Source organism: Caballeronia sp. dw_276 (genome assembly GCF_018449635.1).
GTDB lineage: Bacteria > Pseudomonadota > Gammaproteobacteria > Burkholderiales > Burkholderiaceae > Caballeronia.
This window is the reverse complement of record NZ_JAAVUV010000005.1, coordinates 1-26517: the sequence shown is the minus strand read 5'-3', so window position 1 is coordinate 26517 and position 26517 is coordinate 1. Positions and strand designations below refer to the sequence as shown.

The 26517-nt window shown below is 60.1% G+C and carries 19 protein-coding genes and 1 pseudogene; 16 read left to right on the top strand and 4 right to left on the bottom strand.

Annotation, left to right across the window (positions count from 1 at the left end):
• Position 1: 1 nt before the first annotated feature.
• From HB633_RS11495 to aroQ, 6 genes are all read left to right on the top strand, one after another.
• Positions 2–1894: a sugar phosphate isomerase/epimerase and 4-hydroxyphenylpyruvate domain-containing protein gene (locus tag HB633_RS11495; RefSeq protein ID WP_213778249.1), complete on the top strand. Its 1893-nt coding sequence runs from the start codon at positions 2–4 to the stop codon at positions 1892–1894.
• Positions 1895–2010: 116 nt separating this feature from the next.
• Positions 2011–3132: a VOC family protein gene (locus tag HB633_RS11490; RefSeq protein ID WP_213778248.1), complete on the top strand. Its 1122-nt coding sequence runs from the start codon at positions 2011–2013 to the stop codon at positions 3130–3132.
• A 317-nt stretch (positions 3133–3449) separates the two neighbouring features.
• Complete coding sequence (locus tag HB633_RS11485; RefSeq protein ID WP_213778247.1) at positions 3450–4661, top strand: porin; 1212 nt, start codon at positions 3450–3452, stop codon at positions 4659–4661.
• 83 nt (positions 4662–4744) lie between these two features.
• The gene (locus HB633_RS11480; protein ID WP_213778246.1) at positions 4745–6073 is read left to right on the top strand and encodes an MFS transporter; all 1329 of its coding nucleotides are present in this window, start codon (positions 4745–4747) and stop codon (positions 6071–6073) included.
• A 21-nt stretch (positions 6074–6094) separates the two neighbouring features.
• Positions 6095–6928, top strand: a complete 834-nt coding sequence (locus tag HB633_RS11475; protein WP_213778245.1) for a shikimate dehydrogenase — start codon at positions 6095–6097, stop codon at positions 6926–6928.
• Between the two features lie 10 nt (positions 6929–6938).
• On the top strand, positions 6939–7391 hold the full coding sequence (gene aroQ / locus HB633_RS11470; RefSeq protein ID WP_213778244.1) for a type II 3-dehydroquinate dehydratase: 453 nt from the start codon (positions 6939–6941) through the stop codon (positions 7389–7391).
• A 3-nt stretch (positions 7392–7394) separates the two neighbouring features.
• Here the strand turns inward: aroQ and HB633_RS11465 are convergent, their stop codons facing one another.
• The gene (locus HB633_RS11465) at positions 7395–8348 is read right to left on the bottom strand and encodes a LysR family transcriptional regulator (protein ID WP_213778243.1); all 954 of its coding nucleotides are present in this window, start codon (positions 8346–8348) and stop codon (positions 7395–7397) included.
• 167 nt (positions 8349–8515) lie between these two features.
• Here HB633_RS11465 and HB633_RS11460 point away from each other — a divergent pair, with 167 nt between their 5' ends.
• Together HB633_RS11460 and HB633_RS11455 are read left to right on the top strand one after the other, a co-directional pair.
• On the top strand, positions 8516–9853 hold the full coding sequence (locus HB633_RS11460; protein ID WP_213778242.1) for an MFS transporter: 1338 nt from the start codon (positions 8516–8518) through the stop codon (positions 9851–9853).
• A 36-nt stretch (positions 9854–9889) separates the two neighbouring features.
• A complete protein-coding gene (locus tag HB633_RS11455) occupies positions 9890–11443 on the top strand; it encodes an altronate dehydratase family protein (protein ID WP_213778241.1) in 1554 nt (517 codons plus the stop codon).
• A 9-nt stretch (positions 11444–11452) separates the two neighbouring features.
• Here HB633_RS11455 and HB633_RS11450 read toward each other — a convergent pair whose 3' ends face one another.
• Positions 11453–12724, bottom strand: coding sequence for an MFS transporter (locus tag HB633_RS11450; RefSeq protein WP_213778240.1), 1272 nt, complete (start codon positions 12722–12724; stop codon positions 11453–11455).
• Positions 12725–12833: 109 nt separating this feature from the next.
• On the opposite strand from HB633_RS11450, the gene HB633_RS11445 reads away from it, so the two are divergent.
• From HB633_RS11445 to HB633_RS11420, 6 genes are all read left to right on the top strand, one after another.
• Positions 12834–13730 (top strand): LysR substrate-binding domain-containing protein, encoded by an 897-nt coding sequence (locus HB633_RS11445; RefSeq protein WP_213778239.1) that lies wholly within the window; start codon positions 12834–12836, stop codon positions 13728–13730.
• A gap of 85 nt (positions 13731–13815) precedes the next feature.
• Positions 13816–14691 carry an alpha/beta hydrolase gene (locus HB633_RS11440; RefSeq protein ID WP_213778238.1) on the top strand — a complete coding sequence of 292 codons (876 nt, stop codon included), beginning with the start codon at positions 13816–13818 and terminating at the stop codon, positions 14689–14691.
• Positions 14692–14869: 178 nt separating this feature from the next.
• The gene (locus HB633_RS11435; protein ID WP_213778237.1) at positions 14870–16108 is read left to right on the top strand and encodes a dienelactone hydrolase family protein; all 1239 of its coding nucleotides are present in this window, start codon (positions 14870–14872) and stop codon (positions 16106–16108) included.
• A 335-nt stretch (positions 16109–16443) separates the two neighbouring features.
• On the top strand, positions 16444–18837 hold the full coding sequence (locus HB633_RS11430; RefSeq protein ID WP_255580911.1) for a filamentous hemagglutinin N-terminal domain-containing protein: 2394 nt from the start codon (positions 16444–16446) through the stop codon (positions 18835–18837).
• Between the two features lie 22 nt (positions 18838–18859).
• Positions 18860–20587 carry a ShlB/FhaC/HecB family hemolysin secretion/activation protein gene (locus HB633_RS11425; RefSeq protein ID WP_213778622.1) on the top strand — a complete coding sequence of 576 codons (1728 nt, stop codon included), beginning with the start codon at positions 18860–18862 and terminating at the stop codon, positions 20585–20587.
• A 101-nt stretch (positions 20588–20688) separates the two neighbouring features.
• Positions 20689–21507: an isocitrate lyase/phosphoenolpyruvate mutase family protein gene (locus HB633_RS11420; protein WP_213778235.1), complete on the top strand. Its 819-nt coding sequence runs from the start codon at positions 20689–20691 to the stop codon at positions 21505–21507.
• A 7-nt stretch (positions 21508–21514) separates the two neighbouring features.
• On the opposite strand, the gene HB633_RS11415 is transcribed toward HB633_RS11420, so the two are convergent.
• Positions 21515–22744, bottom strand: a complete 1230-nt coding sequence (locus HB633_RS11415) for an MFS transporter (RefSeq protein ID WP_255580886.1) — start codon at positions 22742–22744, stop codon at positions 21515–21517.
• 118 nt (positions 22745–22862) lie between these two features.
• On the opposite strand from HB633_RS11415, the gene HB633_RS11410 reads away from it, so the two are divergent.
• Positions 22863–23771 carry a LysR substrate-binding domain-containing protein gene (locus HB633_RS11410; RefSeq protein WP_213778233.1) on the top strand — a complete coding sequence of 303 codons (909 nt, stop codon included), beginning with the start codon at positions 22863–22865 and terminating at the stop codon, positions 23769–23771.
• On the top strand, positions 23768–24934 hold the full coding sequence (locus HB633_RS11405) for a YbfB/YjiJ family MFS transporter (protein ID WP_255580885.1): 1167 nt from the start codon (positions 23768–23770) through the stop codon (positions 24932–24934). Before HB633_RS11410 ends, HB633_RS11405 begins: the two co-directional genes overlap by 4 nt.
• A gap of 164 nt (positions 24935–25098) precedes the next feature.
• Here HB633_RS11405 and HB633_RS11400 read toward each other — a convergent pair.
• A pseudogene (locus HB633_RS11400) lies at positions 25099–26067 on the bottom strand (thioredoxin family protein); the annotation flags it as partial.
• Between the last annotated feature and the right edge of the window lie 450 nt (positions 26068–26517).

The following is a 26517-nucleotide window of genomic DNA, read 5'->3' as shown; positions in this document are numbered from 1 at the left end:
GATGCAACGATCCATCGCCACCGTATCAATCAGCGGCACGCTCGTTGAAAAACTGAAAGCCATCAGCGCAGCCGGATTCGACGGTGTGGAGATCTTCGAAAACGATCTGCTGTACTTCGACGGCTCGCCTGCCGAAGTAAAGAAGATTTGTGCCGATCTCGGCCTCAAGATCATGCTGTATCAGCCGTTCCGCGACTTCGAAGGCGTCAGCCCCGACCAGCTCGCGCGCAACCTGGAACGCGCCCGCCGCAAGTTCGACCTCATGCACGCGCTGGGTACGGACCGCGTGCTGGTCTGCAGCAACGCATCGGCAAATACGATTCGCGACGACAAGTTGATCATCGACCAGCTTGGACAATTTGCTGAACTTGCGCGCACCGAAGGCGTGATCGCGGGCTATGAAGCGCTTGCATGGGGCCGCCATGTCAACTCGTACAAGCATGCGTGGCGGCTGGTCGATACGCTCGATCATCCGAACCTCGGCTTGATTCTCGACAGCTTCCATACGCTGTCCATCGGCGATTCGCTCGATGAGATCGCAAGCATCCCCGCCGATCGCATCACGTTCGTGCAGATCGCCGATGCCCCTAAGATGGCCATGGATGTGCTCGAATGGAGCCGGCACTACCGCTGTTTTCCAGGGCAGGGCGATCTGGATGTGACGGGCTTCACGCGTGAAGTGCTGGCATCGGGTTATGCGGGACCGCTGTCGCTGGAGATTTTCAACGATGGCTTTCGCGCGGCGCCGAATGCGGCAACGGCTGTCGATGGCTATCGTTCGTTGCTGTTTCTCGAGGAGCAATGCGCGGACGCGTCGAAAGAAACGCTGTCTCTTCCACCGGCCGCCCCTGCACATACGGGATTTCAATTCCTTGAATTCGCCGTCGATGCCAATAGCGGTCCGACCCTCGCGCAATGGCTCGAACGCATGGGCTTTCGCGCGGCAGGGCGGCACAGGTCCAAACATGTCACGCTCTACGTGCAGGGCGATGCGAGCATCCTGCTGAATGAAGAGGCCAACTCTTTTGCAAGCGACTTTCATCAGGCGCATGGCTTGTCCGTGTGTGCATCGGCATACCGGGTCGATAACGCCGCGCAAGCCTTCGAGCGAGCCGCCGCGTTCGGCTTTGCGCCGTTTTCCGGCAAGGTGGGCCCGAATGAACGCGTGGTGCCGAGCGTTCAGGCGCCAGATGGCAGCCTGCAATATTTCGTCGATGAAGCGCCCGGCGAGCCCACGCTCTACGAAACCGATTTTAATCTCGGCAATGTCGAGAGCGCGAATGACAGCGATCGGTTGCGCCGCATCGACCATGTGTGCCTGAACCTTCCCGCCGACACGCTCGACACGTGGGTGCTGTATTTCAAGGCGGCTTTTGGTTTCGATGCAGAAGCGTCGGTGCTTTTGCCAGACCCCTACGGGCTGGTTAGAAGCCGTTCGCTGCGCAGCCGCGACGGGTCCGTGCGGATCGTGCTGAATGCGTCGGCGGACCGGCATACGTCCGTGGTCGAATCGCTTTCGACTTACCGAGGATCGGGGCTGAATCATGTCGCGTTTGCAACGGACGACATCTTCGCGACCGTTGCCGCGTTGCGCCAGCAAGGCGTCGCGTTGCTGCGCATTCCGCGCAATTACTACGACGACCTGCAAGCGCGCTTCGACTTCGACGATACACAGATCGATCTCATGCGCGAAGGTGGCATTCTTTACGACCGCGATCCGGCGGGCGGGGAGTTTCTTCACGTTTACACCGAGCAATTCAACGAACGCTTTTTCCTCGAGATCGTGGAACGCCGTGGCGGCTACGAAGGATACGGGGCAGCCAACGCGCCCGTGCGGCTTGCTGCGCATGCGCAGCGGCGCTCGCAGTCAACGGACCCCGCGCAGAGAGTTTGACGCCTCGCCGCCTCAAGCGATAATCTGTCCACGCGCCTGATGCGGCCAATCATCGGAGATAACCGATTACCGCGCTTCAGGCGAATGTGAGCGGACTTTCTCTGAGGTGATTTTCGATGAACCACGATGCTTCCCTGCCTGACGCTGCCTCGGCGCAACCTCCGATGGATGGCGATAATCCGTTAGGCGTCGCGGGCCTCGAATTCGTCGAGTTTTCCAGCCCCGACCCTAAACGCCTGCGCGCGCTCTTCGAGCAACTCGGCTTTGCCCGAGTGGCACGCCATATCAGCAAGGACGTCACGCTGTATCGGCAGGGGAACATGAATTTCCTCGTCAACGCCGACGACGATTCATTCGCCACGCGCTTTGCAGAAACACATGGCGTGGGCATTTGCGCGATCGGACTGCGCGTGTTCGACGCGCCTACATCGCACGAACGCGCCGTCGATTCCGGGGCCTGGGATTTCGAAGGCGAACGGCTCGGTCCAAACGAGCTGATGATTCCCGCCATTCAGGGTATCGGCGATTCGCATATCTATTTCGTGGATCACTGGGAAGGCCGGAACGCGCCACCGAGCGAAAAAGCGAAGTCAATCTACGACATCGATTTCAATTGGCTCGACGCACAGACCGCACAAACCGCGCTGCATGACAACGACGCCGGCCTCGTCAAAGTCGATCACTTTACGCAGACGGTCGGTGCGGGGCGGCTTGCCGACTGGCTCGAATTTTATCTGCAGGTCCTGCATTTCAAAGAAATCCACGCAATCCATCCCGACTGGAAAGTTGCGCAGGATCTGCCCGTGATCGTGTCGCCGTGCCAGACGTTCAGCATTCCGGTGTATGAAGAAGGCACGTACCGCACGAGCCTGATGCAGGACTATCTGCCCGACCATAGCGGCGAGGGCGTGCAGCATATTGCGCTGGCTTCAAAGAACATCTTCGCTTCCGTCGATGTACTGCGCGCACGCGGCATGCGCTTCGTGCAGCCGCCGTCCAAATACTACGAACAACTCGATGAACGCTTGCCGGGTCACGGCCTGGATGTGGACGCGTTGCGCTCGCGAGGCATTCTTGTCGATGGCCTTATCGCCGCCGATGGCACGCCAAAGCTCTTCTTGCAGACATTCATTCAACATGAAGCGGGCGATATGTTCTTTGAAATCGTCGAGCGGCGCGGGGGGGAAGGGTTCGGCGAAGGCAATCTGATTGCGCTGGGAAAAGCACGAGAAGCTTGATTGGAGTGCACCGTACAGCAGGCAACGCAGGTCGCGAAACGCCTAGTGCAAACCCGAGTAGTGCGCGATTATCGAACGAAAGCGTCCGATAAACACACGCGCCCCCTAATATTCCGTTGCCCGGGTTTCAACGTCACTTTATTGTGAACACATACCGGCGCGTCCAGAAAGCGGCATTGCAATAAAGACTGCTCGACGCGCTCTAAATGTTCTGACGCTTTGACAAACCAACTCAATAGATTAGGAACGCTGAACAAACTGTTCTTCAAGCGTTCCATGTGTACACCCAAAAAACACGGATTCGGAAGGAGACAAATATGAAGCAAATCAAACAGGCGGGAACCGCTGTCGTAATCACCGTTGCCGCAGCAGCGTCGGCGCATGCGCAAACCAGTGTGACGCTGTACGGCATTGTCGATAACTCGCTGACTTATCAAAACAGTTCGACGACGCTCGGTTCCACGCAAGGCGGCCGTTCGAATATTCGCATGACATCGGGCGTCTGGGCCGGCAGCCGCTTCGGCCTGAAGGGCGCCGAAGACCTCGGCGGCGGCAACAAGGCGATCTTTCAGCTGGAATCCGGATTCAATAGCGCAACGGGTGGCCAGCAATACACCAACGCCATGTTCGGCCGGCAAGCATGGGTCGGCTTGACCAACCCCGCATACGGTACCTTCACGGCTGGCCGCCAATACACGTCGTACTACACGCTGCTTTCCCCATATAGCCCGACCACCTGGCTCACCGGTTTCTTCGGCGCGCATCCGGGCGATCTGGACGAACTCGACACCATCTATCGCGCGAATAACTCGCTCGTCTATACCTCGCCGAAACTGTACGGGATCACCGTCAGCGGCTCCTATTCATTCGCGGGGGTTCCGGGAAGCGTGAACCAGGGCTCGACCTGGAGCGGCGCGATCCAATACGCGAATGGTCCGGTCGGGATTGCGGCGGGCATCACGCGCATCAACAACTCGACGCCGGGCGGCGGGGCATTCGGTGCCGATTCCACCACGAACTCGGCCGGACAGTCGGGGGTATCGGCGGTGACCAACGGCTATCAGACGGCACAGGCGCAGCAGCGCATTGCGGTCGGCGGTGGCTACACGTTCAACAGTTCGTGGGATGTGTCGGCGACTTACTCGAACGTGCAATACATCCCGGGCATCAATTCGCGTTTCCACGATACCGCCATCTTCAACACCGCCGGCGCCGTGCTGCACTGGCGTCCGGCCACGACGCTCGACCTGGCGACCGGCTACAGCTACACGCGCGCCACCAAGGCGAACGGCATCGACAGCGTGGCGCAATACCATCAGTTCAACTTGTCCGAGTATTACTCGCTCTCCAAGCGTACGGGCTTGTACGCACTGCAGGCCTATCAGCGCGCCCATGGTCAGACGCTGGGCACGCCGGGCGCGGCGAGCGTGATCAATGCAACGGCCGTTCTTGGAGACGGCTTCCAGTCTGCGCCGTCATCGTCACAAGGACAGTTTGCGGCAGGCGTGGGTATCATCCACCGCTTCTAACAGACAAGTTATCAAGCCAACTACATCGCTCGCAGATCGAACCGCAGAGCGGGGTTCCAATACCCTGGTCCAGGAGACGCGCCATGCAAGACGTTCATCAATCCCATGCGGTTCATACTGCCGCGCCGGCGGCGGTTCGCACGCGCTCGCGCACGCGGTTCGTGATCCTCGCGCTGCTGGCAGTCGGCACGATGATCAACTATCTCGACCGCACGGTGCTCGGCATTGCAGCACCGACCATGACGAAGGAACTGGGTATCGATGCCGCCGTGATGGGGATCGTCTTTTCCGCGTTCTCCTGGACATATGCATTGGCGCAGATCCCGGGCGGTGTTTTTCTGGATCGCTTCGGCAGCAAGGTCACTTACTTTCTCGCGCTGACATTCTGGTCGTTCTTCACGTTGATGCAGGGCTTCGCCGTCGGACTCAAGTCATTGCTGCTGTTTCGCTTCGGGCTTGGCGTGAGTGAAGCGCCGTGTTTTCCGGTCAACAGCCGTGTGGTCGCCACATGGTTCCCGCAGCATGAACGAGCGCGGGCAACAGGCATCTATACCGTCGGCGAGTATCTCGGCCTTGCGTGTTTTGCACCCGCACTGTTCTGGATCATGGGCAACTTCGGCTGGCGCGCGTTGTTCATCGTGGTGGGAGTGATCGGCATTGTGTTCGGGATCGTCTGGTGGTTGTTTTATCGCGAACCCCATGATTCGAAAACGGTGAATCAGGCCGAGCTGGACTACATTTCAGCGGGCGGCGGTCTTGAGCCTGCAGGCGGCCAGCAGACCATGGCGTTCTCGTGGGGCAACGTCGGCAAGCTGCTCAAGCGCCGTCAAATTGCCGGTGCATGCCTTGGCCAGTTCGCGGGCAATACCACATTGGTCTTTTTCCTCACATGGTTTCCCACGTACCTTGCTACCGAGCGGCACATGGGCTGGCTCAAGGTCGGTTTCTTCGCGGTGATGCCGTTCCTTGCTGCCGCGGTTGGCGTAATGTTCGGCGGCTGGGTCTCCGACTTCCTGCTCAAGCGCACTGGCTCAGCCAACATTGCACGCAAGTTGCCGATCATTTTCGGCTTGCTCGGGGCATCGACGATCATCGCCGCGAACTATGTCAGCAGCGACGCACTTGTCATCACCATTCTCTCCATCGCGTTCTTCGGGCAAGGCATGGTCGGGCTTGGCTGGACGTTGATCTCGGACATCGCGCCGAAGAATTTGATGGGACTGACGGGCGGCATCTTCAACTTTTGCGCGAACCTCGCGGGCATTGTGACGCCGCTCGTGATCGGCCTGATCGTCGCGAAGACGGGCTCGTTCTTCTACGCGCTTTCATACGTGGGCGCGGCGGCGATCGTTGGCGCGCTGTCGTACATATTCATTGTCGGCGATGTACGCCGCGTTGAAATTGCAGATTGAATTCCTTAAAGGCTTGCAGCGATGATCAGCGGAAAAACTACCCTTATTGCGCACCTTGGCTACCCGACGGAAACGTTCAAGGCGCCGATGATCTACAACCCGTGGTTCGAGCAAAAGGGCATTGACGCAGTGGTGGTTCCGATGGGCGTCAGGCCCGACGACTACGCCGTGTTCCTGAAGTCGTTGTTCCGGCTAAGCAACATTCGCGGCGCGCTCGTCACCATGCCGCACAAGGTGACCACTACAAGTCTGGTCGATGAACTCACGCCTACCGCGCGCATCGCGGGCGCCTGCAACGCGATCCTGCTGCGCCCGGACGGAACCTTGCTCGGCGATCAGTTCGACGGCGCCGGGTTCACGCGTGGTGTGGAACGCAAAGGCCGTTCGTTGAAAGGCGCACGAGCGCTTGTGCTGGGCAGCGGCGGTGTGGGTTCGGCCATTGCGGCGTCGCTGGCGGCTGGAGGGGTATCGGGACTCGCGCTTTTCGATACCAACACCGCATCCGCCGATGCACTGGCCGAGCGTCTGCGCAAACACTATCCCGAACTTGAAGTGACAACTGGTTCGAAAGACCCGGCCGGTTACGACGTGGTGGTCAACGCGACGCCCATCGGCATGAAGGAGAACGATCCGCTGCCGTTCGATATCGACCGGATCTCGCCGTCCACGTTCGTGGGCGAGGTCGTGATGAAGTCGGAGTACACGCCGCTTTTGCGGGCGGCGAAAGAGAAGGGCTGCGCGGTCCAGGTCGGGACAGACATGCTCTTCGAGATGATTCCCGCGTATCTGGAATTCTTCGGCTTCGGCACAGCCACGGCGGATGAGTTGCGCGCCGTTTCCACGATCAAATACTGAGGCCGAAATCATGAAGAAGGTACTGGTGATCAACGGTCCCAACCTGAACCTGCTTGGTTTGCGCGAGCCAGATCAATACGGACACGACACACTCGCGTCCGTGGAGACGCTATGCAAGGAAGCCGGCGACAAGTTGGGTGTGACGGTGGAATGCCGACAGTCGAATCACGAGGGCGTGCTGATAGACTGGATTCATGAGGCAGGTCGCGAAGTCGCTGCGGGCACCATGCTTGGCGTCGTGATGAATCCGGGCGCCTACACGCACACATCTGTCGCGTTGCATGATGCGATCAAGGGCGCGAGCGTCCCATTGATCGAATTGCATATCTCGAACGTGCATGCACGCGAATCGTTCCGGCATCACTCGTTTATCTCGCCGGCGGCACGCGGCATTATTGTTGGCCTGGGCGTGAAGGGATACGCAATTGCGATCGATGCGCTGGTCCAGGTATCATCGAAATAACGCTCAGGGCTTTTCTTTTTCGGCCGCAAGCGATCGCAATATGCTGATGAATTCCTGCACCGGTTGTGCAGGCAATTCGTGCTTGCGTGTCACGATTCCATAGCTCGTCATGACGCGGCGGATGGGAACCGGGAGCTGTCCCAGCAAGCCGTTGTTCACGTACTTCTCCACTGCCGCCTGCGGCTGCAGCGAGATCATGTCGGTAGCCTGCAAGAGTTCCAGCGCCGAAAATATCGATGTCAGTTCCACCATCCCGACCGGTACAGGAATGGCCGCTGCTGCAAAGGTCTCCTCGAATAACTGCCTGATCGCCGTAGCCTGCGGATAAAGAATCCACGGCCACGCGGCGAGATCGGCCAGGTCCAGCTTGCGCTTTTTTAATAGCGGATGATGGCTTCCCGCCACCACACAAACCGGTTCGGCGGCGAGAACCTCGAAGTCGAACAGCGCATGATGACGCGGCTCGGTCAGGCGGCCGACCATGACATCGATCTTCTTTTCGTCGAGCCAGATTGCAAGTTGATCGCTGCTGAGTTCGAACAGCTTCACGACGAGTTGAGGCCGCTGCCGCCGGATCTCGCCGATACCCGCCGTCACGAGTTGCGCCGCCGAAGCCGATATCGCGCCGACCGTGATGTGCCCATAACCGCCGTTCTTCAGCGTCGTGAACTCGCTCATGAAGCGCCCGAGATCGCCCAGTGCAGTGTTCGCATAGCGCAACGCCAGTTGACCGAGCTCGGTGGGGCGCATCTCGCGCGGCAAACGTTCAAAGAGTTGTGCATCCAGCAGGCTTTCTATATCGCCGAGAATTTTCGTGGCTGCGGGCTGCGTGATGTGCATCTGCTCGGCGGTGACGCGCATGTTGCGGGTTCGTCCGAGGATGTCCAGCATCTGCAGGTGCCGGTATCGCAGGCGGCCAAGAATGGTCGATGGAAGCAGGGCAGAAGGTCTGGACATGGAGGGCGAACAAAGGGCGAATGAAGGGTAAACGCGCATCGACTCATAACCGGATGGAATCGATTGTAGCCAATAAGCGATTGGATGTTTATTGGCGAGTGGCTTAAGGTGTGCCAGATGAAATAGACCGGGGTGGATCCGGCGTCCTCACGATGGAGACAGCACACATGCAGACTCAGGCCCTCTCGTCACAGCCGTTGGCGAGCGCCGTGCGCAAGGCGCGGCTGCGCCTCACGCCATTTCTCGCGCTGATGTTCGCGCTTTCCATGCTCGACCGTTCCAACGTCGGCTTTGTCAAGCAGGCGCTCCAGGTCGATTCGAACATTGGCAACGCGGCGTTCGCGCTGGGCGCGGGGATCTTTTTCATCGGCTATGCGGTGTTCGAGATTCCAAGCAACATGATGCTGCACCGCGTGGGCGCGAAGGTCTGGTTGAGCCGGATCATGGTGACCTGGGGCCTCGCGTCGGCGGCCATGATGTTCGCGCACAACGAGACCGCTTTCTATGTATTGCGCTTTATCCTCGGCGTGGCCGAAGCGGGTTTTTCTCCCGGCGTGATCCTTTACTCGACCTACTGGTTTCCGGCGCGCGAACGCGGTAAGGCGCTCGGCATCTACTATTTCGGCGTACCTGTTGCGCTCGTGCTCGGCAGCCCCTTGTCCGGCTATCTGATGGAAGTCATGGGCGGTTTGCTCGGACTGCGCAACTGGCAGTGGATGTTCCTGATCGAAGGGATCGCTGCTTCGATTGTAGGCGTGATCGCGTTCTTCTATCTCGTGAGCAAACCTCGTCAGGCGAAGTGGCTGACCAATGCCGAGAAAGACGCGCTTGAATCGGCCATCGCGGCGGAGGATCGGCAAAAGGTTGCGCATGGTCCATCGACCGCGCTTGCTGCTCTCGCGAACTGGAACGTGCTGCGTTTCGTCGCCATTTACTTCGCGATCCAGGTCAGCGTGTACGGCGTGATCTTCTATCTGCCGACGCGTATATCCGAATTGACGGGAACGGCGATCGGCGCGAAGGTGGGCTTTCTGACCGCCATTCCTTGGTTCTGTGCGCTGGTTGCGTTGCGCTTCGTAACCGGTTACGCGGATGCCCGCGGCAAGCATCGCGAAGTTGCGGTGGTGATGCTGGTCATGGCCGCAGCGGGCATCGGATTCTCGACGATGGGCACGCATCTCGTGCCCGTGCTGTTCGCATTTTGCATTGCGACGGTGGGATTCGTTGTCGTGCAGCCGCTTTTCTGGACGTTGCCTACGGCTTATCTGAGCGGGACGGCTGCGGCAAGCGGAATTGCCATGATCGGCGCATTGGGCAACCTTGGCGGATTTATTGCGCCAACGTTGAAGACCGCTGTAGAGACCTTCTTTCAAAGTCAGCGTGCGGGCATGGGCGCGCTGGCGGTGGCGGGTGTGATCGGCGTGCTGTTGCTGCTGAGCATCGGGATGAAAGGGCGCCGGCAGGAAGCGGGTCAGATGGCTGCATCGAAAACGGTTTCTCGCTGAATGGCGCAGGCCCGCTAAATTGACGGAGCAACGAATATGAAATCAGCAGTTGAAACGACACCTTCAAACTCGGCGACGGTTCGTCTGAATGCCATCGACGATGTCCTCATCGCGCGTCATCAACTCGTCGCGGGCATGCAGCTCGCCGATGGCGACATCACTGTTCGCGGCCTGATTCCGGCGGGGCACAAGGTGGCCGTCAAAGCGGTTTCGCAAGGGCAAGCGGTTCGACGCTACGGGCAGATCATCGGCTTTGCGAAGCGCGACATCGAAGTCGGTGAACACGTGCATGTGCATAACCTCGCGATGGGCGATTTCGATCGCGATTACGCATTCGGCGAGGATGCAAAACCCACGCAACGCGCGCTGCAACCCGCAACGTTCCTCGGCATTCGCCGTCCCGACGGACGCATCGCGACGCGTAACTACATTGGGGTGCTGACGTCGGTGAATTGCTCGGCCACGGCCGCGCGCGCTATCGCCGATTACTTTCGTCGCGATGTACATCCTGAAGCGCTCGCGGCATTTCCGAATGTGGATGGCGTGGTCGCGCTCACGCATGGCCAGGGGTGCGCCGTCGATTCCGAAGGCGAGGCGCTGCAGATGCTTCGCCGTACGCTCGGCGGTTATGCGCGGCACGCGAATTTCGCCGGCGTGTTACTGGTCGGACTTGGTTGCGAGACCAATCAGATCGACGGGCTTTTGCAGGAACAGCACCTTGAAACAGGCGCCCGGCTGAAGACCATGACGATCCAGGCAACGGGCGGCACGGCACGCACGGTGGCGGCCGGTATTGAAGCGATCAAGGTGATGCTCGTGGAAGCGAACGAGATCGTGCGTGAACGTGTCGATGCAAGCCATCTCGTGATCGGCTTGCAATGCGGCGGCTCGGACGGCTACTCGGGGATCACGGCGAACCCGGCTTTGGGCGCGGCCGTTGATCGTCTTGTCGCGCATGGCGGCACCGCGATTTTGTCGGAGACGCCGGAGATCTACGGCGCGGAACATTTGCTGACGCGAAGGGCGGTGTCGAAGGAAGTAGGCGACAAGCTCGTCGAGCGTATTCATTGGTGGGAAGAATATTGCGCGCGCATGAACGCCGACCTGAACAACAATCCGTCGGCGGGCAACAAGGCAGGCGGCCTCACGACGATCCTTGAAAAATCACTCGGCGCGGTGGCGAAAGGCGGCACCACGAATCTCGTCGATGTCTACAAATATGCCGAGCATGTCAACGCACGTGGACTTGTTTTCATGGACACGCCGGGCTACGACCCGGTGTCGGCAACGGGCCAGGTCGCGGGTGGCGCAAACCTGATTTGCTTTACTACAGGACGTGGTTCTGCATACGGATGCGCACCGTCGCCATCGCTCAAGTTCAGCACGAACACCGCTTTGTGGAAGCGTCAGGAAGAGGATATCGACCTGAACTGCGGTTCGATTCTCGACGGCGAGAAGAGCATTGATGAACTTGGTCAGGAGATTTTCGAACTGATGCTGGAAACGGCTTCCGGCACGTTATCGAAGAGCGAAGTGCACGGGTACGGGCAAAACGAGTTCGTGCCGTGGCAGATCGGCGCGATTACCTGAAGCGCCGGATCATCGGGGAAAGTCGGCGAGTGCGCATCGGTTTGCCGATGGCGCTCGCCGCACGCCCGGCACAAGGCAGCTCAATCCAACCGCCATCACTGACGCCACGGCCGTGACCACATACACCGGCTGAAACGATCCGGCCACGCTTTTGCACAAGCCACCCAGCACGTTGCCCAGCGCGCCGCCAACGCCAAACGACGCTTCGCAAATACCGCACACAATAGCCGCGAGCGCCGGCTCGCTCGTCTTGCCGACATAGGCATGCAGCAAGCCGAAAAGCGGGAAGAACGAAAAGCCGAACGCCACCGCTGCAATCATCAACGCATGAACGCCGGGACGCGATGCCGCTATGACCGATGCACACAACAGCAAAACTCCTGCGCTGACGAGGGCCGTGCGCATGCCGTCACGTTGCGGTTGTCCTGCAGGAGATTGCGCGTCGCCGATCATGCCAAGCGTCAGGCCGCTTACCGCGCCAACGAATCCAACGATCGCCCAGGCGTGCGCGGTGACATCGAGTCCTAAATGAAGGTCGTCGTGTGCATAGGCCGAAAAGTAGGTGATGAAGGGCACGCCGGCAAAGCCCGACAGCAACGCAATCGCATACACCAGCATCCAGCGCCGCGAAAACATTGTCCGCACTTCGAAACGCGGACGTTCGGCCCGTGGCTGCACTTTCACGCGCGTTTCCGGCCGTCCAAGCCGCGCAAACAGCAGCACGATCACAACGCTCAGCAAGGCCGTAACCACCGCGCTTGCGAGCCACACGGAACGCCATCCCCACGCCCCCATCAACGCCGGCACCATGAGCCCGTTGAGCAACACGCCGTAGTTCGTGCCGCTGCCAATCACGCCAATTGCTTTCGCTTGATGATGTTCATCGATCAATGGCGCAACGAGCGCCATCATGGGAACCCATGTTGCCGCCGCGCTCGCGTTGAGCGCAACGAGCACCACGCCCAAGAGCCAGGGTCCATGGACGAAAGCAAGGCACGCAAGTCCTGTCGCCGATAACACGGTCGCCACCAGCATGACCCTTGCGGCGCCGAAACGCGATGCGGCGAAGCCGGACAGCAAGGCCATTGCCACGTTGGCGAGTTGTCGTGCCGCCGTGATATAGCCGGCCTGCGCGTAGCCGAAACCAAGATCGTGCTTCATCGCGGGCAGAACAACCGGAAACAGATACACGCCAAAGCCGTAGGTCGCGGCGATTACTGCGGCAAGCAACAACGTAAGGGCGAGCTGTTTCGATGCGGTGACGCGAGGCAAAGCATCCATGACAAGTTACCGGAAAGGGGTGTATTACCCATTCTCGGCAATCTGCTGCCATGACGGAAATGATTTAATTTACTATGATCCAGTAAATCACTTCATCATTCGGACGACCATGAATCTTGATCCAGGCTTGCTGCGCGCGTTTATAGCTGTCACCGAGGCAGGTGGCTTCACCAAGGCCGCCCGCCGGCTGAACCTGACGCAATCGGCCATCAGTCATCAAATCAGGCGGCTTGAAGAAGAAGTGGGCAGGCCGCTCCTTTATCGCACGACGCGCGCCCTGACGCTCACCGAGGACGGCGAAGATTTTTTGCGCTACGCCACGCAGATCCTCGACGCAATGCAGGCGGTCACACGCCGTTTTCATTCATCGCCGGCATCGGGCGTGGTGCGATTTGGCGCACCCGATATCTTCATGGGTGAACGCTTGCCCGTGTTGCTGACGCAGTTTTCGCGGGCGTTCCCGAACGTGCGGCTCGATGTGAGCGTTGGCATGAGTATCGACTCTGAAGCGATGGTCGCAGCGCAGGAACTCGATCTCGCAGTCGTGTTGTGCAAGCGGAACCACAAGCACGGAAGCGGCGACGAAGGGATCGTGTTACGACGTACGCGCTTCGTATGGGCGGCGGCGGAATCATTCGAGTTGCGTGACGGCGCGTCGTTGCCCCTGGCGTTTTTTCCGGCGCCTTGCGTGAACCGTCGCGTGGCGGTCGAAACACTCGATACCCTGCCGGTCGACTGGCATGTCGCGTTTACATCGTCGAGTCAGTCGGGTATTCGTGCGGCCGTGATGGCCGGACTTGGGATCACGGTGTTGACTCGTGACGACCTGGAGCCGGGCATTGCCGTGGTCGACGGGAAATACGGTTTGCCCGCATTGCCCGACGCGGAGTTCAGGCTGCTGTGGGGCAAAGGCGAAAAGACGCTGGCGGCGAAGGAGTTCGGGCGTCTGGTTCTCGATACGCCCGAAGAACGTCCATTGCGTTCACGCGAAGCGAAGCTTGCATAACAGAGCCGGCATGACGCTCGACCAATAGTCAGACTTCAATTGGTATGATCATACTGCCGATGCTCATCGCTTCTTTGGTGAGCACGTGGTTCATGGCATCGCGCGTCGAGCACTTCGTTGCACGATACCATCTCAATTTAATCAGGACTACAGCATGAAACAATTCAGAACGATCCACACCGAGGGCGCCGACATTGCTTATGACGTCGAGGGGCAAGGACCCTTGCTCTTGCTGATCGTCGGGGGTAACGGCGACAGCAGTCGTTTCATCGGGCTTTCAAGTCACTTGGCTGACCGTTACACGGTGGTTCGCTACGACCGTCGCGCGAACGCGCGTAGCACCGGAGACAAGCAATCCAAATTAGACATGGCCCAACAAGGTCGGGATGCCGCAGCTGTCATTCGCGCAATGGGGAGCGAACCGGCCTACGTGTTCGGCAATAGCGCCGGTGCCAACATTGCGTTGAAACTGACCCAGGACCATCCGCATCTGGTTCGCGGGCTGGTCGATCATGAGCCGCCTGTCAGCGACATCTTGCCGGATGGCCCGGAGTGGAGAAAATTTTTCGACAGTGTGTACGACACATATCTTGCGCAAGGCGGCGCCCCGGCAATGAAATTGTTTGCGACATCGTTCGTGGGTTTGCCTTCCGCCGCGATTGAGCCGCCTGATCAGGAGGGGGGTGACTTCGATCGTTTCCTGGCGCATGAATTCAACGTTATCAACCGTTTCATTCCCGATCTCGATGCGTTGCGCCGAGGTGGCGTGCCAATGGTCACCGCCGTGGGTCGTGCAAGCGCAGACGCTTTCTATGCGCAGACCGCTCGCCTGTTGGCACGTGAATTGCCGTGTCCTTGCGTCGAGATGATTGGTCATCACGTGAGCTATGCAAGCGACCCGGTGATCTTTGCCAACGAGCTTCACGAGATACTGAGCACACTGCCTGCAGCACCCGTTTGAGAAAAACCCGGCCCGGATTTTGAGGAAAGTAAAATATGAAGCTACGCGGCAACGCCGAACTGCTTTAGCGCTAAAGCGCCAATGACCGATTTCATTGGAGGATAGTCGTTAGACACTATGCCCTTCAGGGCGAGGCAGGCATCATCGATCCATCGATCAAATGAACAACGAGGACGACATGAGCAGTCAGACGATTGAAATCACGGCGCAGGACGGCGGCCGTTTTACGGCTTATCTCGCGAAGCCTGCGCAGGGTTCGGGTCCAGGTCTAGTACTGCTGCAGGAAATTTTCGGCATCAACGACTACATGAAGTCGATGGCCGATCGCTACGCTGAAGAAGGTTACGTCGTGCTCGTGCCGGATCTTTTCTGGCGCATGAAACCAGGCGTCGTGCTCGGATATGGCGATGCAGATTTCGCTACCGCGCTCGACTACAACACGCGATTCGACGAGTCGAAAGCGCTCGACGATATCTCCGCAACTCTCGCGGCATTACGCGCGTTACCCGAGCAAGCGGGCAAGCTTGGTGTGATTGGTTATTGCCTCGGCGGTCGTCTCGCCATGCGCACGGCGGCAAGCATGGACGTGGATTGTGCGGTGAGTTACTACGGCGTGAATCTCGATGCTTATCTCGGCGAAATTGCCACCATTCGATGCCCGATGGTCTTCCACTTCGCCGAAAACGACACGCTCACGCCTCCCGACGCCCGCGCGAAACTCGAGGCCGAGTTCGCCGGCAAGCCGCTGATCGAACACTATGTCTACCCAGGTTGCGACCACGCATTCGCGACACCCGAGCGCGATCACTACGACAAACCCGCGGCCTTGATGGCGTATTCGCGAACCCTGTCCTTGCTGCGCAAGGTGCTGGGGCCCGTGTACGACCTGAACCGTTTGTGGGAGATGCATTGCTACTACGAATTCGGTACGCGCGACGTGAATGCCGTCATGCCGACCATGGTGGCGGAGCCCTACGTCAACCACGTTCCCACCATGACGGGCGGTGTCGGGCACGATCAATTGAAGCGGTTCTACAAGTATCATTTCGTCGATTCCAATCCTGCCGATACGCGACTGATTCCGGTATCGCGAACCATCGGCTCGGACCGGGTTGTCGATGAATTCGTGTTTTGCGCCACGCATGATCGCGAGATCGACTGGTTGTTACCGGGACTTGAACCCACCGGCAAGTACTTCGAGGTCCCCATGCTGGCCGTGATCCGGTTTCGCGGCGACAAGCTTTATAACGAGCACATCTACTGGGATCAGGCTTCGGTGCTGGTGCAGATCGGCGTGCTCGATCCAACGGGTCTGCCGGTCGCAGGCATACAGACGGCCAAAAAAATGGTCGATGAAACCCTGCCGACCAACACGCTCATGCCGAATTGGGCATCGAGCGAAGGCAAGCCGGTCTGACCGTCTAACGGTAAGAACATCCGCCGCGCGACTGACATGAGTCATTTTTCCTCGGTGGCGCCGAGCGTTCGCGTCCCATTTCGAACAGTAATTGTCCGATAAACGCGCTTTGATTTTTCATCTCATCTGCTATTCTCCTTTGGCCGCCCGCGCGACATTTCCGGTGACCGGCTGATCGAATGTGATGGTGCGCCGCGCCACGGCTCACCCGCATTCGTGCAACGGAGATCAACATGCTGTCTCCATTAGTATGCCGAATGATCGCGACGTCACAATTCCCGCGCCATACGCGCGCGAGGCTCACGGTGCTGTTTGCCGTGCCGTTCGCATCGGTCATGTTCGCGCCTGTCGCCTTCGCCGGCGGACCGTTGCCGCAAGGCGGCCAGTTCGTGAGCGGGCAGGGGTCTATCGCCGGGAGCACGAACGGGATTGTCATCACGCAACCCGGTTCAACGCGTGGCGTGATCGACTGGCGCAGCTTTTCTATCGGCCAGGGCAATAGCGTCACCATCAATAACGGCTCGGGCGCGACGCTCAACCGCGTGACCGGCGGCTCGCCCTCGGCCATTCTCGGCAGCCTCAGTGCAACTGGCAGCCTCTACTTGATCAACCCGCAAGGCATTCTCGTGGGCGCGAATGGCGTGGTCACCACAGGTGGCCGCTTTGTCGCCTCCACGCTCGACTTGCCCAATACCGCTTTCATGAATGGCGGCACGCTCACGCTGTCCGGCAATACCGGCGCGAAAGTCGTGAACCTCGGCAAGATCAGTTCGAGCGGTGGCGATGTCTTCCTGATTGCGCGTGATGCGGTGGTGAATGCCGGGACGGTAAGCGCGCCGAACGGTACGGCCGAGTATGCCGCGGGCCAGCAGGTGGTGTTGTTTGAGTCTTCGAGCAGCAGGCAGGTCTTCGTGCTCGCAGGCAGCAAAGGGACCGTAGTCGATAGCGGCGTCACGCAGGCCGCGCAGATCAACCTCGAGGCGGCGGACGGCAACATCTACGCGCTCGCAGGCGGCGGCACGCGGGTCCGTGCAACCGGCACCGCCACGCGCGATGGCCACATCTGGCTCGTTGCTGATAACGGCCACGTGACGCAGCAGGGCACCATCACGGCAACGAACGCCGACGGCAGCGGCGGCACCGTCGACACGCTCGCGAACACCCTCACGCTCGCGGCCGATGCCACGGTCCAGGCTGGTCTCTGGAACGTCTCGACCCCAAGCGTTACCGTCGATACCGCCACGGCCGGCGCATTCGTGCGCAGCCTCAACGCGGGAACATCCGTGGACGCAACGGCGACCGGCACGAACGGTGCAAGCGGCGATTTGAACGCGGTATCGAACATGATCTGGCAGGGGCCTGCGGCGCTGTCGCTCGTGGCGTTTCATAACGTGACCGTCGCACCCGGCACGACGCTCAAGAACACCGGCGGGGGAAACCTGAGCCTGCGAGCGGATGCAGCAGGCATCGATAACAACGGCAGCGTTGCGAACCAGGGCGTCATCGACTGGTCGGGCAGCACGGGCTTTGTCCGCTCGTTCTATGACATGAACGGCAGCTATGCGCCGGGCGTGATCACCGTTAACGCCGCATGGACGGCCGCCGCCGAAAGCGGGCTCGTCACGCAGGTTACGGGTTACAGGCTGATCAATTCGCTCGACGGACTGGTCGGGATATCGTCGGATCTCGCGGGCAATTACGCACTCGGCAAAGACATCGACGCCACCACGCCGCTTTTCGGTCCGGGTACCTACGTTCCGATAGGCTCGGCCGCCACGCCCTTTACGGGGCAATTCGAAGGCATGGGACATACGGTCTCCAAACTTCAACTCACTACAAGCACGCTGGTCGCGCCGCGCAACGGCCCTGTGCCCGAAGAAGACGCGAGCGGCCTGTTTGGGGTTATCGGCAAGACGGGTGTTGTGCGCAACATCAGCGTGGACGGCAACGGGTCACTCGCAATGGGCGAGTACGGCGGCTTCGGTATTCTGGCCGGCTATAACTACGGCACGATCGCGAACGCGCACACGAGCGGCAGCATCAGTTCGCTGGGCGACATCAACCGGACGACGGGCGGTCTTGTCGGCGAGAACTTCGGTACGGTCACGCGATCCGCAAGCGATGTCATCATTTCAACGGAAGGGCAGGTCGGCGGACTGGTCGGGCTGAATGGCGCGACCGGTGTCATACGGCAATCGTATTCATCGGATAACGGCGTGGTCAGGCCGCCATTTCAGGCGGGATCGGTGAACGCCTTCGGTCACGGCTCGGGCGGCGGCGGACTGGTCGGGAACAACGAAGGCCTGATCACGCAGTCGTACACAACCGCTCCCGTCACCTTCATGCCAAATACGTGTGGCTTCAATGGCAGACCGTGCGATGCCGGCAGCGCCGCGCTCGTCCAGCGCAACTCGGGCACGATCGAACAGTCCTTTGCGACGGGCGCGGTCACGACTTCCGTCTTGCCGGGGTTCGGGCCGCCTGCGCTCGGCATTGCAAGCAATAACGACGGGACCATCGCAAAAGACGTGTTCTGGAACGTCGATACCACCCACGCGGCGCTAGGTGTGTACAGCGGAACGGGCACGTCGGCGGCGACCGGACTCACCACGGCGCAGATGAGCACGCCGGCGAGCTTCGGCCCGACCTACGATTTCAGTTCCACCGGCGTATGGGCATTGCCCGCCGGGGCCACGCATCCTGTCCTGCGCTGGCAGATTGCTAACTGAACGTGGCGTTGAACCACGTAACGTGCGGCGCTTGTTGAAAGCGTCGTGCGCGGCTGCGGCAGCGCTGTCCGTATCTGCTTACGCGCAGTCGTATCGTGATGTCGCGCCGCAAACGCCACCTTCCAGCATCAAGCGCGAGGCGCCGCCGCCCAGGGTCGTTGATTCGCCGCAGGCAACGCAGGTCGCGGTGCCGTCGCTCGCGGCCTTGATCTTCGTGCCCGCCGGATCGGTCGGCACATCAGCGCCGCAAGCAAAGATCAGCGCCGACGATCTGCCCGTTCTCGATACCGCCTTCCTGCAGACCTTCCAGCCTGACCTCGGCAAGCCGCTGACTTTCGAGCGCCTCGCGCAAATACGTCGTGCGGTCGTCGAGCGTTATCGGGCTGCGGGCAAACCGCTCGTCGATGTCTTCGTACCGGAACAGGACGTCACCGATGGAGTGGTGCGCATTGCCATCGCCGAGTTTCGGCTTGGGCAAGTGCGCGCAAGCGGCAACCGCTATTTCTCCGATGCCTTGTTGACGAGCGAAATGCCTTTGCGACCCGGCCAACCGATCCTCCAATCAGACGTTTCTTCGGGACTGGCGTTGCTCAACGCGAACCCATACAGGCGCGTGGATGTGGTCTATGCACCGGGCACGGCCGCGAATTCCACGGACGTGCTTCTTCAAACCGATGACCGTCTGCCGCTGCGCATCAACGCCGGCTACGACAACGCCGGCGTTCCGCAACTTGGCCGCGACCGCTTTTTCACTGGCATCGACTATGGGAATCTGTTTGGGCTCGATCAGCAGATCGCTTATCAATTCACCGCGAGCAACGACATTTTCGGCGGTAATCCACAGATAGAAGGGCGCCCTGATCGTGCGCGCTTCATGGCGCATTCACTGAACTATTCGGCGCCACTGCCGTGGCACGACCGCATCGAATTGTTCGGCGTCTATGCGCAAAGCACGCCGAGGCTTCCCGACAGTTACGGCCAGACCGGCATCTCGGCTCAAGCAAGTATTCGATACGACTGGCTGTTGCCACCGACCGGCGACTGGAACCAGCAGATGCAGTTCGGCTACGACTTCAAGCGCACCAACAACGATCTCGAGTTCGGCGGTTTTCAGGTCTTCAATTCGAACGTGCACGTGCATCAGTTCCTCGCGTCGTATTCCATCAGCAAGCCCGACGATCTCGGCCTGGCGCGCGCGAACATCACGCTCGTGGCGAGTCCGGGCGGCCTAGATGCAGACAACAGCAACGCTGCTTTCACTACCGCGCGCCAAGGCGCCACCGCGCGATACGCGTACTTGCAACTTGGGGGGCAACACGACTTCGCGTTAGGCGCAGGTTTTGCGTTGAGCGCGCGCGGTACATTTCAGTGGACACCGAATACCTTGCTGCCGAGCGAAGAACTCGGCCTCGGCGGCGAGACCAGTGTGCGCGGCTACGATCCGTACGTCGTGCTGGGCGACCGCGGCTGGAACCTGCAAACTGAAGCCCGCACGCCGGGCATACCCATTGGAATATCAAGTATCGCGATGCAACCCTTCGTTTTTTTCGATGCCGGTCACGCATGGAACCGCATCGATCAACCGGCAGAAGCGAGCAATGGATCGCTGGTAAGCGTTGGCGCGGGCTTGCGCGTCCAGTGGTCGCGTTACGTCGATTTGCGCGGCACGTATGGCGTGCCGCTGCGCGCGCCTGTGCCGGGTGGATCGAAGGCGCCGATGGTGCAGTTGTTTGTATCGATCGGAACTTAGGCGGGTTTGAGTTCGCATGTGCGCGCGAGGCGTAGTATTTCGCTCAGGGCGCCTGCCCGACTTCTTTACGACTTCTCTAAGCGCTAACAGTGAGACTTCAAATGAGCCGCTCTATCGCCGAAAAACGTGCTGCCTTCCGCGCCCTTCATGAGCGAGGCTGTTTCCTCATTCCCAACCCGTGGGATACGGGCAGCGCCCGCTATCTGGAAAGCCTGGGATTCAAGGCGCTGGCCACCACCAGTTCCGGCTTCGCATGGTCTCAAGGCCACGCTGACAACACCGTCGCGCGCGACCAGATCCTGGCGCATCTGCGGGACATGGTTGCATCGACGGATTTGCCGGTCAATGCGGACTTCGAAAGCGGCTACGCAACCGATGCCAACGGCGTCGCCGAAAGCGTGCGGCTCGCGGTCGCGACCGGCGTGGCGGGGTTATCGATTGAAGATTCGACCGGCAACGCGGACGAGCCGCTTTTCAGCATCGATGTCGCGGTCGAGCGGATGCGGGCGGCACGAAGGGCTATCGATGCAACCGGAGGCGATACCTTGCTCGTCGGCCGTGCGGAAAATTTCTTTGCGGGGAGGCCGGATCTGGATGACGCCATCACGAGGTTGAAGGCCTATTCCGATGCGGGCGCGGATTGCCTGTATGCGCCCGGCATCACCACGCGCGAACAGATCGCGGCGGTGGTCAAAGCGGTTGCGCCCAAGCCGGTGAATCTGCTGGTCGGTTCGGTCAGCGACCTGACCATGCAGGACATCGCCGCGCTCGGCGTGCGGCGCGTGAGCGTGGGCGGCGCACTGGCGCGCGCGGCGTGGGGCGGTTTCATGCGCGCGGCCGAGTCGCTTGCCGAAGGACGTTTCGATGGCTTCGAGGGCGCGGCGCCGGGCAAGGTGCTGAACGCGCAATTCGGCGGCTAAATCTGCTTCACGCCGCGCCTCGCGCCCATCGATTCAAACCCGCGCAAACAAGCAGCAAGGACGCTGTCACGAAGAACACCGCGCGCAGGCCGACGTGCGCGCCGATCTGTCCGCCAATCAACGGGCCGATCACTTGCCCGCTGAACTGCGCGGACTGCAGGTAGCCGAGCGTCTTGCCGGAGCTGTGATCGGCGACGGCATGCCGGACTTCCTTTGCAATCGATGGCAGCAGTCCCGCGAGCGTCATGCCCATCACGCCGCGAAGAATGGCGAGCTGCCACCATTGAGTGACGAACGCTTGCGGCACCAGGACCGCGGCCGTGGCAATCAGGCACCCGATGATCACCTTCGCACTGCCAATGCGATCGGCAAGCGCGCCAAGACGCGCGGCGGTCAACATGCTGCCGAGCGCTGAAGCGGCCATCACGACGCCCGCCACACGCGCAACATGATCGCGCGAAACATCGAGCTGCCCGATATACACGGTGATGATCGGCTCGATCGACATGTTCGCGAGCAGGACCATCATTGCTGTGATGAGCAAAACGAAGATCACCCCGCGATTCACCGATGGGATCGAAACAGCAGAGGCGTCGACACGTTTTTTTGTATCGATACTGCGATCGAAGTCTTCGCGCACCACGACGATGGTCAGCAACGCCGCGATCGCAATGATCGCACCGCCCACGAAGAAGGTGCCGCGGATGCCGACCCACGTCGGCAGAAAACCACCCACGAGCGGCCCCACGAGACTGCCTGCAAGCGCGCCGGTGGACAGCACGCCGAGCGCCCATCCTGAACGCTCGCGCGGAACCTGCGTGCCGACCATGACTATCGAGGCCGATGCGTACCCGCCTATCAATCCCGCGATCAGCCGCAGCACGACGAGTTCGGTCAGGTTGTGCGCGAGCCCGATCAGCGACATGACCACAGCCATGCCGACTGCCGCGCGAATCAGCATCGGCTTGCGTCCGTACCGATCCGCGAGACGCCCCCAAAGCGGTGCGGTGATTGCGGTGCCAAAAAACGTCGCGCCGAATGCAACGCCCGACCATTGCACGATCGCAGCGGGCGTGCGCACGCCCAATTGCTCGACGTACAGCGGAAGGAACGGCAACAACATGCTGAGGCTCAGCAGGGTCGTGAACGACCCGAACACACAGACAAACAGATTGCGCTGCCAATAGGGTGCGTTGCGTTCGGCATAGCTGAGTGAAGCAAGCGCGTGCTGATCCATGAAGACCTCGATCGATCGGGAAGGCATAAGCCGGTGGCCGGCAAAAAGAAATACATGACTTGCATATTATCTCTTTTTGGGAATAACATATTTATATCGTTCTCAATTAGAGATTTACGTGGACCACACCGTTCTTGAAATATTTCAGGTAGTTGCCGCAGAACTGAGCGTGACGCGGGCCGCCAAACGGCTCGGGCGCGTGCAGTCGAACGTCACGACTCGAATCCAGCAGCTCGAAGAAGAGCTGGGCGTCGCCCTGTTTCGGCGTGACGGCAATCGTCTGACGCTAAGTGCCGAAGGGGAGCGCTTCCTTGGCTACGCGAACCGCATGCTTGCACTTGCCGACGAAGCGCGCCAGGTGCTTGCGCCACAGGCGCCGTCGGGCACGCTCAGGATCGGCACTATGGAAAGCACTGCCGCAGCGCGTTTGCCGGGGCCGCTTGCGGCGTTGCATGTCCAATATCCGGACGTGCAACTCAGGATTTCGACGGCTCCATCCAGGCAACTGATCGAGCAGGTTGGGAGTGGTCTGATCGATTGCGCGTTTGCCGCGTTGCCGCCTTGTGGCGAGATGGCATCAGCAGCGGATCTCGAGGCGGCGGGACTACATGGCGAACCGGTTTTTCGTGAGGAGATCCTGCTCGTGCTGCCGCCCGGGCATGGCGCCGTCAGAAAGGGCGAGGACATCGCCGTGCGTTCGCTCGCCGCGTTCGCGCAGGGCTGCAGCTACCGCGTGCTAGCCGAGGAATGGCTCGGGCAGGGTGCATCGCCGCTCGACGTTCAGGAGGTCGGCTCGTATCACAGCATGCTTGCGTGCGTTGCGGCAGGCGGCTGCGTGTCGCTCGTGCCGCGCAGCGTGCTGGAGTTGCTGCGCGACCCACCGAAGTTACGCACCCATGTGGTGGCGAAGGTGGATACGTGGCTGATTCATCGCAATGGTTATCGGACGGCAGCGTTCAACGCACTGCGCGAAACGCTCACGCCATTCATGTCGAAGCAGCAGGCAGGGAAAGGAAAATCATCATGAGCACGATCCGGCAGGTTTCATCGACTGCAAGTCAAGGCATGGCCGCGATGGTCGCCGCACTTGTCATGGCTGTCGGCATGGGGTTCGGGCGTTTCGCGTTCACCGGTATCTATCCCGTCATGGTCAGCGATGCCGTGCTGACCGTGCATCAGGGAACGCTCGCCGCATCGGCAAACTATGCCGGGTACTTGATCGGGGCGCTGTTGACCGCGGCGGTGCATCCGCGGCATTCGCGCAGGCTGTGCATGGCGGCGCTCGGCGGTATCACGATCTGTCTCGCGGTGACGGCACTGCTGGATGTGCCGTGGCTCATCATCGCATTGCGCGGAATCACCGGCGCCGTCAGCGCGGTCACCATGGTTGCAGCGTCGCTCTGGCTCTTGCAGCATCGCGGCCACACGCGCGGCGCGCCGATGCTTTATGCGGGCGTTGGCATCGGGATCGTGTTGTCATCTGAATTGCTGGTCGCCGGACGCGGTTCCGGTCTGCATAGCGCGGGACTATGGTGGGTGCTGGCGGCCGGCGCGTTGATCCTTGGCGCCATCGCTCTGCCGGCTCTCGATGCACGTCCCGTTCACGATTCCGGCACACGTGCAGCGCTGCATGGACACGAATCCTTTCCCGCGCTCGGCGCCGGACCACTGATTGCGCTTTATGGACTCGCCGGCTTCGGCTACATCATTACCGCGACCTACCTGCCGCTGTTTGTCAGGGACGCAATCGGTTCAATCGATCCAATCCAGGTCTGGGCGTTGTTTGGTCTGGGCGCAATCCCGTCGTGCTTTATCTGGCACGCCATCCACATGCGGCTTGGAACACGGCGCGCTCTGTTTCTGAACCTCGCGTTGCAAGCGTTCGGTGTTGTGTTGCCGGTGGTGTTCGCGAACCCGGTTGGTTATCTCGGCAGCGCACTGATCGTAGGCGGCACGTTCATGGGCACGGCAACAATCGCGATGCTCGCTGCGCGCCGCGTCGCGCACACCATGAGGATCAGCATTCTCGCGATGATGACCGCGTGCTTCGGAATTGGGCAGATCGCCGGACCGCTGGTCGCGAATACGATGTACGCATCGCATCATTCGTTTTCGACGTCGCTTGAAACCGCGGCCGCAGCGCTTGCGGTGGCAGCATTGTTATGCGTGCGTCTGAGCAAGAATCGCTAATTCGAATCCGCGAGTTCATCGACAAGAAAATCAACGAAATGCCGCACGCGCAAGGAAAGAAGACCCGGGGCAACATTGTTGTGATCGGAGAAATCGATACCGACAACTGGGGCCTCGCCGGCGAATCGACTACCGTGCTGCGGGCCAGACAAGCGGCGCTTTTATTAGCCGAACGTGAACGCATAGGCTTTCGCGCCGGCGTCCAGAAACTCGATGGTGAAAGTGTGGTCGTCGACCTTGCCGGCCTGCCGGACCAGTTGATACAGGCGCACGCTGTCAATGGTGCCGCTGCCGTCCGCGGCGACATCGGTTCCGTGCGATGCGCCGGGGGCCGCGCCGTCGATGGTCACGCGAAACCTGACCGGTTTGCCATCGGCTGCGGGCGCGAGGACCAGGTGCAGATCGCGAGCGTGAAACCGGTAAGAGATTTTTCCGGATGCAGCGCCGGCCTGCGCCTGATCGCCACTTACAGTCCACGGTCCCTGCAGGCTCCACGTATTCAGTGGTAATTCAGCGGGAGCGGTATAAGTCCTCAGGGCATCCGGCGCGACCTTTTCCGGTGATGCGAAGCCGTCCGCCTGCTTGTAGCCGATATACGTTTCGGTCGACAGCAAATCCCTTTCGTCCGATGCAACCTGCGTCCCCGCAGCCTGCGGAACGCCGACGGGCGTGGGCAAGCTTACGTGCCCGGCTTCTGCCAGCAGTTGACGCACGACTCGCTCAGACTTGTCGTAGTTACCTTCGCCGAACTGGTGATACCGGATATGGCCGGTTGCATCGACGATATAAAACGCCGGCCAATACTGATTCCCAAACGCTTGCCAGACCGCATATTTGTTGTCGATGGCAACAGGGTAGTCAACGCCCAGATCGTGCGCTGCGCGCTTCACGTTCCCCAGCCCACGTTCGAACGCAAACTCGGGCGTATGCACACCGATGACCACGAGCCCCTGATCGCGGTATTTCTTCGACCACGTCTTCAGATAGGGCAGGGTACGCAGGCAATTGATGCACGAGTACGTCCAGAAATTGACGATAACAACCTTGCCGCGTAATTGGTCCACGCTCAACGGCGGAGAATTGAGCCAGTCGACCGCCCCATTCAACGGCGGGACTATTCCTTCGATTGGCAAGGTTTCAGCTTTGTTTGGCGTCGTGGCCATCGCCGGCGTTTGCGTGAGTCCGGCAATGGCGGCGAAAACCAAGGCTGCAACGATGAATACCTTTTTCATGGCGTTTTCCTGATTCGATAACAACGGATTCATTGGATTCAGCGCATCGACCTGAACCCGGCGCGAACTTCATTAGAGTGCGCGGATGTATCTCGCTTGTTTCCACGCGGCACGGTTTTGCAAGCGCATGTATCGAAGCGCCGTGCATATACATTGCGATACAAAGCGCTAACCGCGGCGGAAACAATCCGCCATACCGAGAACTGATCGCAGCGGATGCCTATGAGGTTCGGACTGTGCGGGCGTAGATGGGCTTTGTCAGCGTGCGCCGGAAGCCGAAAACCGGACATCTCTAATTAGCCAAAACCGGACATTTCTAAAAAGCTCTAACAATGTCCCTGCTAAGTTCAA

Excerpts from the sequence above, each read along its gene's own strand:
- HB633_RS11495 (WP_213778249.1), top strand. The coding sequence starts at position 2 with ATGCAACGATCCATCGCCACCGTATCAATCAGCGGCACGCTCGTTGAA.
- HB633_RS11490 (WP_213778248.1), top strand. The coding sequence starts at position 2,011 with ATGAACCACGATGCTTCCCTGCCTGACGCTGCCTCGGCGCAACCTCCG.
- HB633_RS11485 (WP_213778247.1), top strand. The coding sequence starts at position 3,450 with ATGAAGCAAATCAAACAGGCGGGAACCGCTGTCGTAATCACCGTTGCC.
- HB633_RS11480 (WP_213778246.1), top strand. The coding sequence starts at position 4,745 with ATGCAAGACGTTCATCAATCCCATGCGGTTCATACTGCCGCGCCGGCG.
- HB633_RS11475 (WP_213778245.1), top strand. The coding sequence starts at position 6,095 with ATGATCAGCGGAAAAACTACCCTTATTGCGCACCTTGGCTACCCGACG.
- aroQ (WP_213778244.1), top strand. The coding sequence starts at position 6,939 with ATGAAGAAGGTACTGGTGATCAACGGTCCCAACCTGAACCTGCTTGGT.
- HB633_RS11465 (WP_213778243.1), bottom strand. The coding sequence starts at position 8,348 with ATGTCCAGACCTTCTGCCCTGCTTCCATCGACCATTCTTGGCCGCCTG.
- HB633_RS11460 (WP_213778242.1), top strand. The coding sequence starts at position 8,516 with ATGCAGACTCAGGCCCTCTCGTCACAGCCGTTGGCGAGCGCCGTGCGC.
- HB633_RS11455 (WP_213778241.1), top strand. The coding sequence starts at position 9,890 with ATGAAATCAGCAGTTGAAACGACACCTTCAAACTCGGCGACGGTTCGT.
- HB633_RS11450 (WP_213778240.1), bottom strand. The coding sequence starts at position 12,724 with ATGGATGCTTTGCCTCGCGTCACCGCATCGAAACAGCTCGCCCTTACG.
- HB633_RS11445 (WP_213778239.1), top strand. The coding sequence starts at position 12,834 with ATGAATCTTGATCCAGGCTTGCTGCGCGCGTTTATAGCTGTCACCGAG.
- HB633_RS11435 (WP_213778237.1), top strand. The coding sequence starts at position 14,870 with ATGAGCAGTCAGACGATTGAAATCACGGCGCAGGACGGCGGCCGTTTT.
- HB633_RS11430 (WP_255580911.1), top strand. The coding sequence starts at position 16,444 with ATGTTCGCGCCTGTCGCCTTCGCCGGCGGACCGTTGCCGCAAGGCGGC.
- HB633_RS11420 (WP_213778235.1), top strand. The coding sequence starts at position 20,689 with ATGAGCCGCTCTATCGCCGAAAAACGTGCTGCCTTCCGCGCCCTTCAT.
- HB633_RS11415 (WP_255580886.1), bottom strand. The coding sequence starts at position 22,744 with ATGGATCAGCACGCGCTTGCTTCACTCAGCTATGCCGAACGCAACGCA.
- HB633_RS11405 (WP_255580885.1), top strand. The coding sequence starts at position 23,768 with ATGAGCACGATCCGGCAGGTTTCATCGACTGCAAGTCAAGGCATGGCC.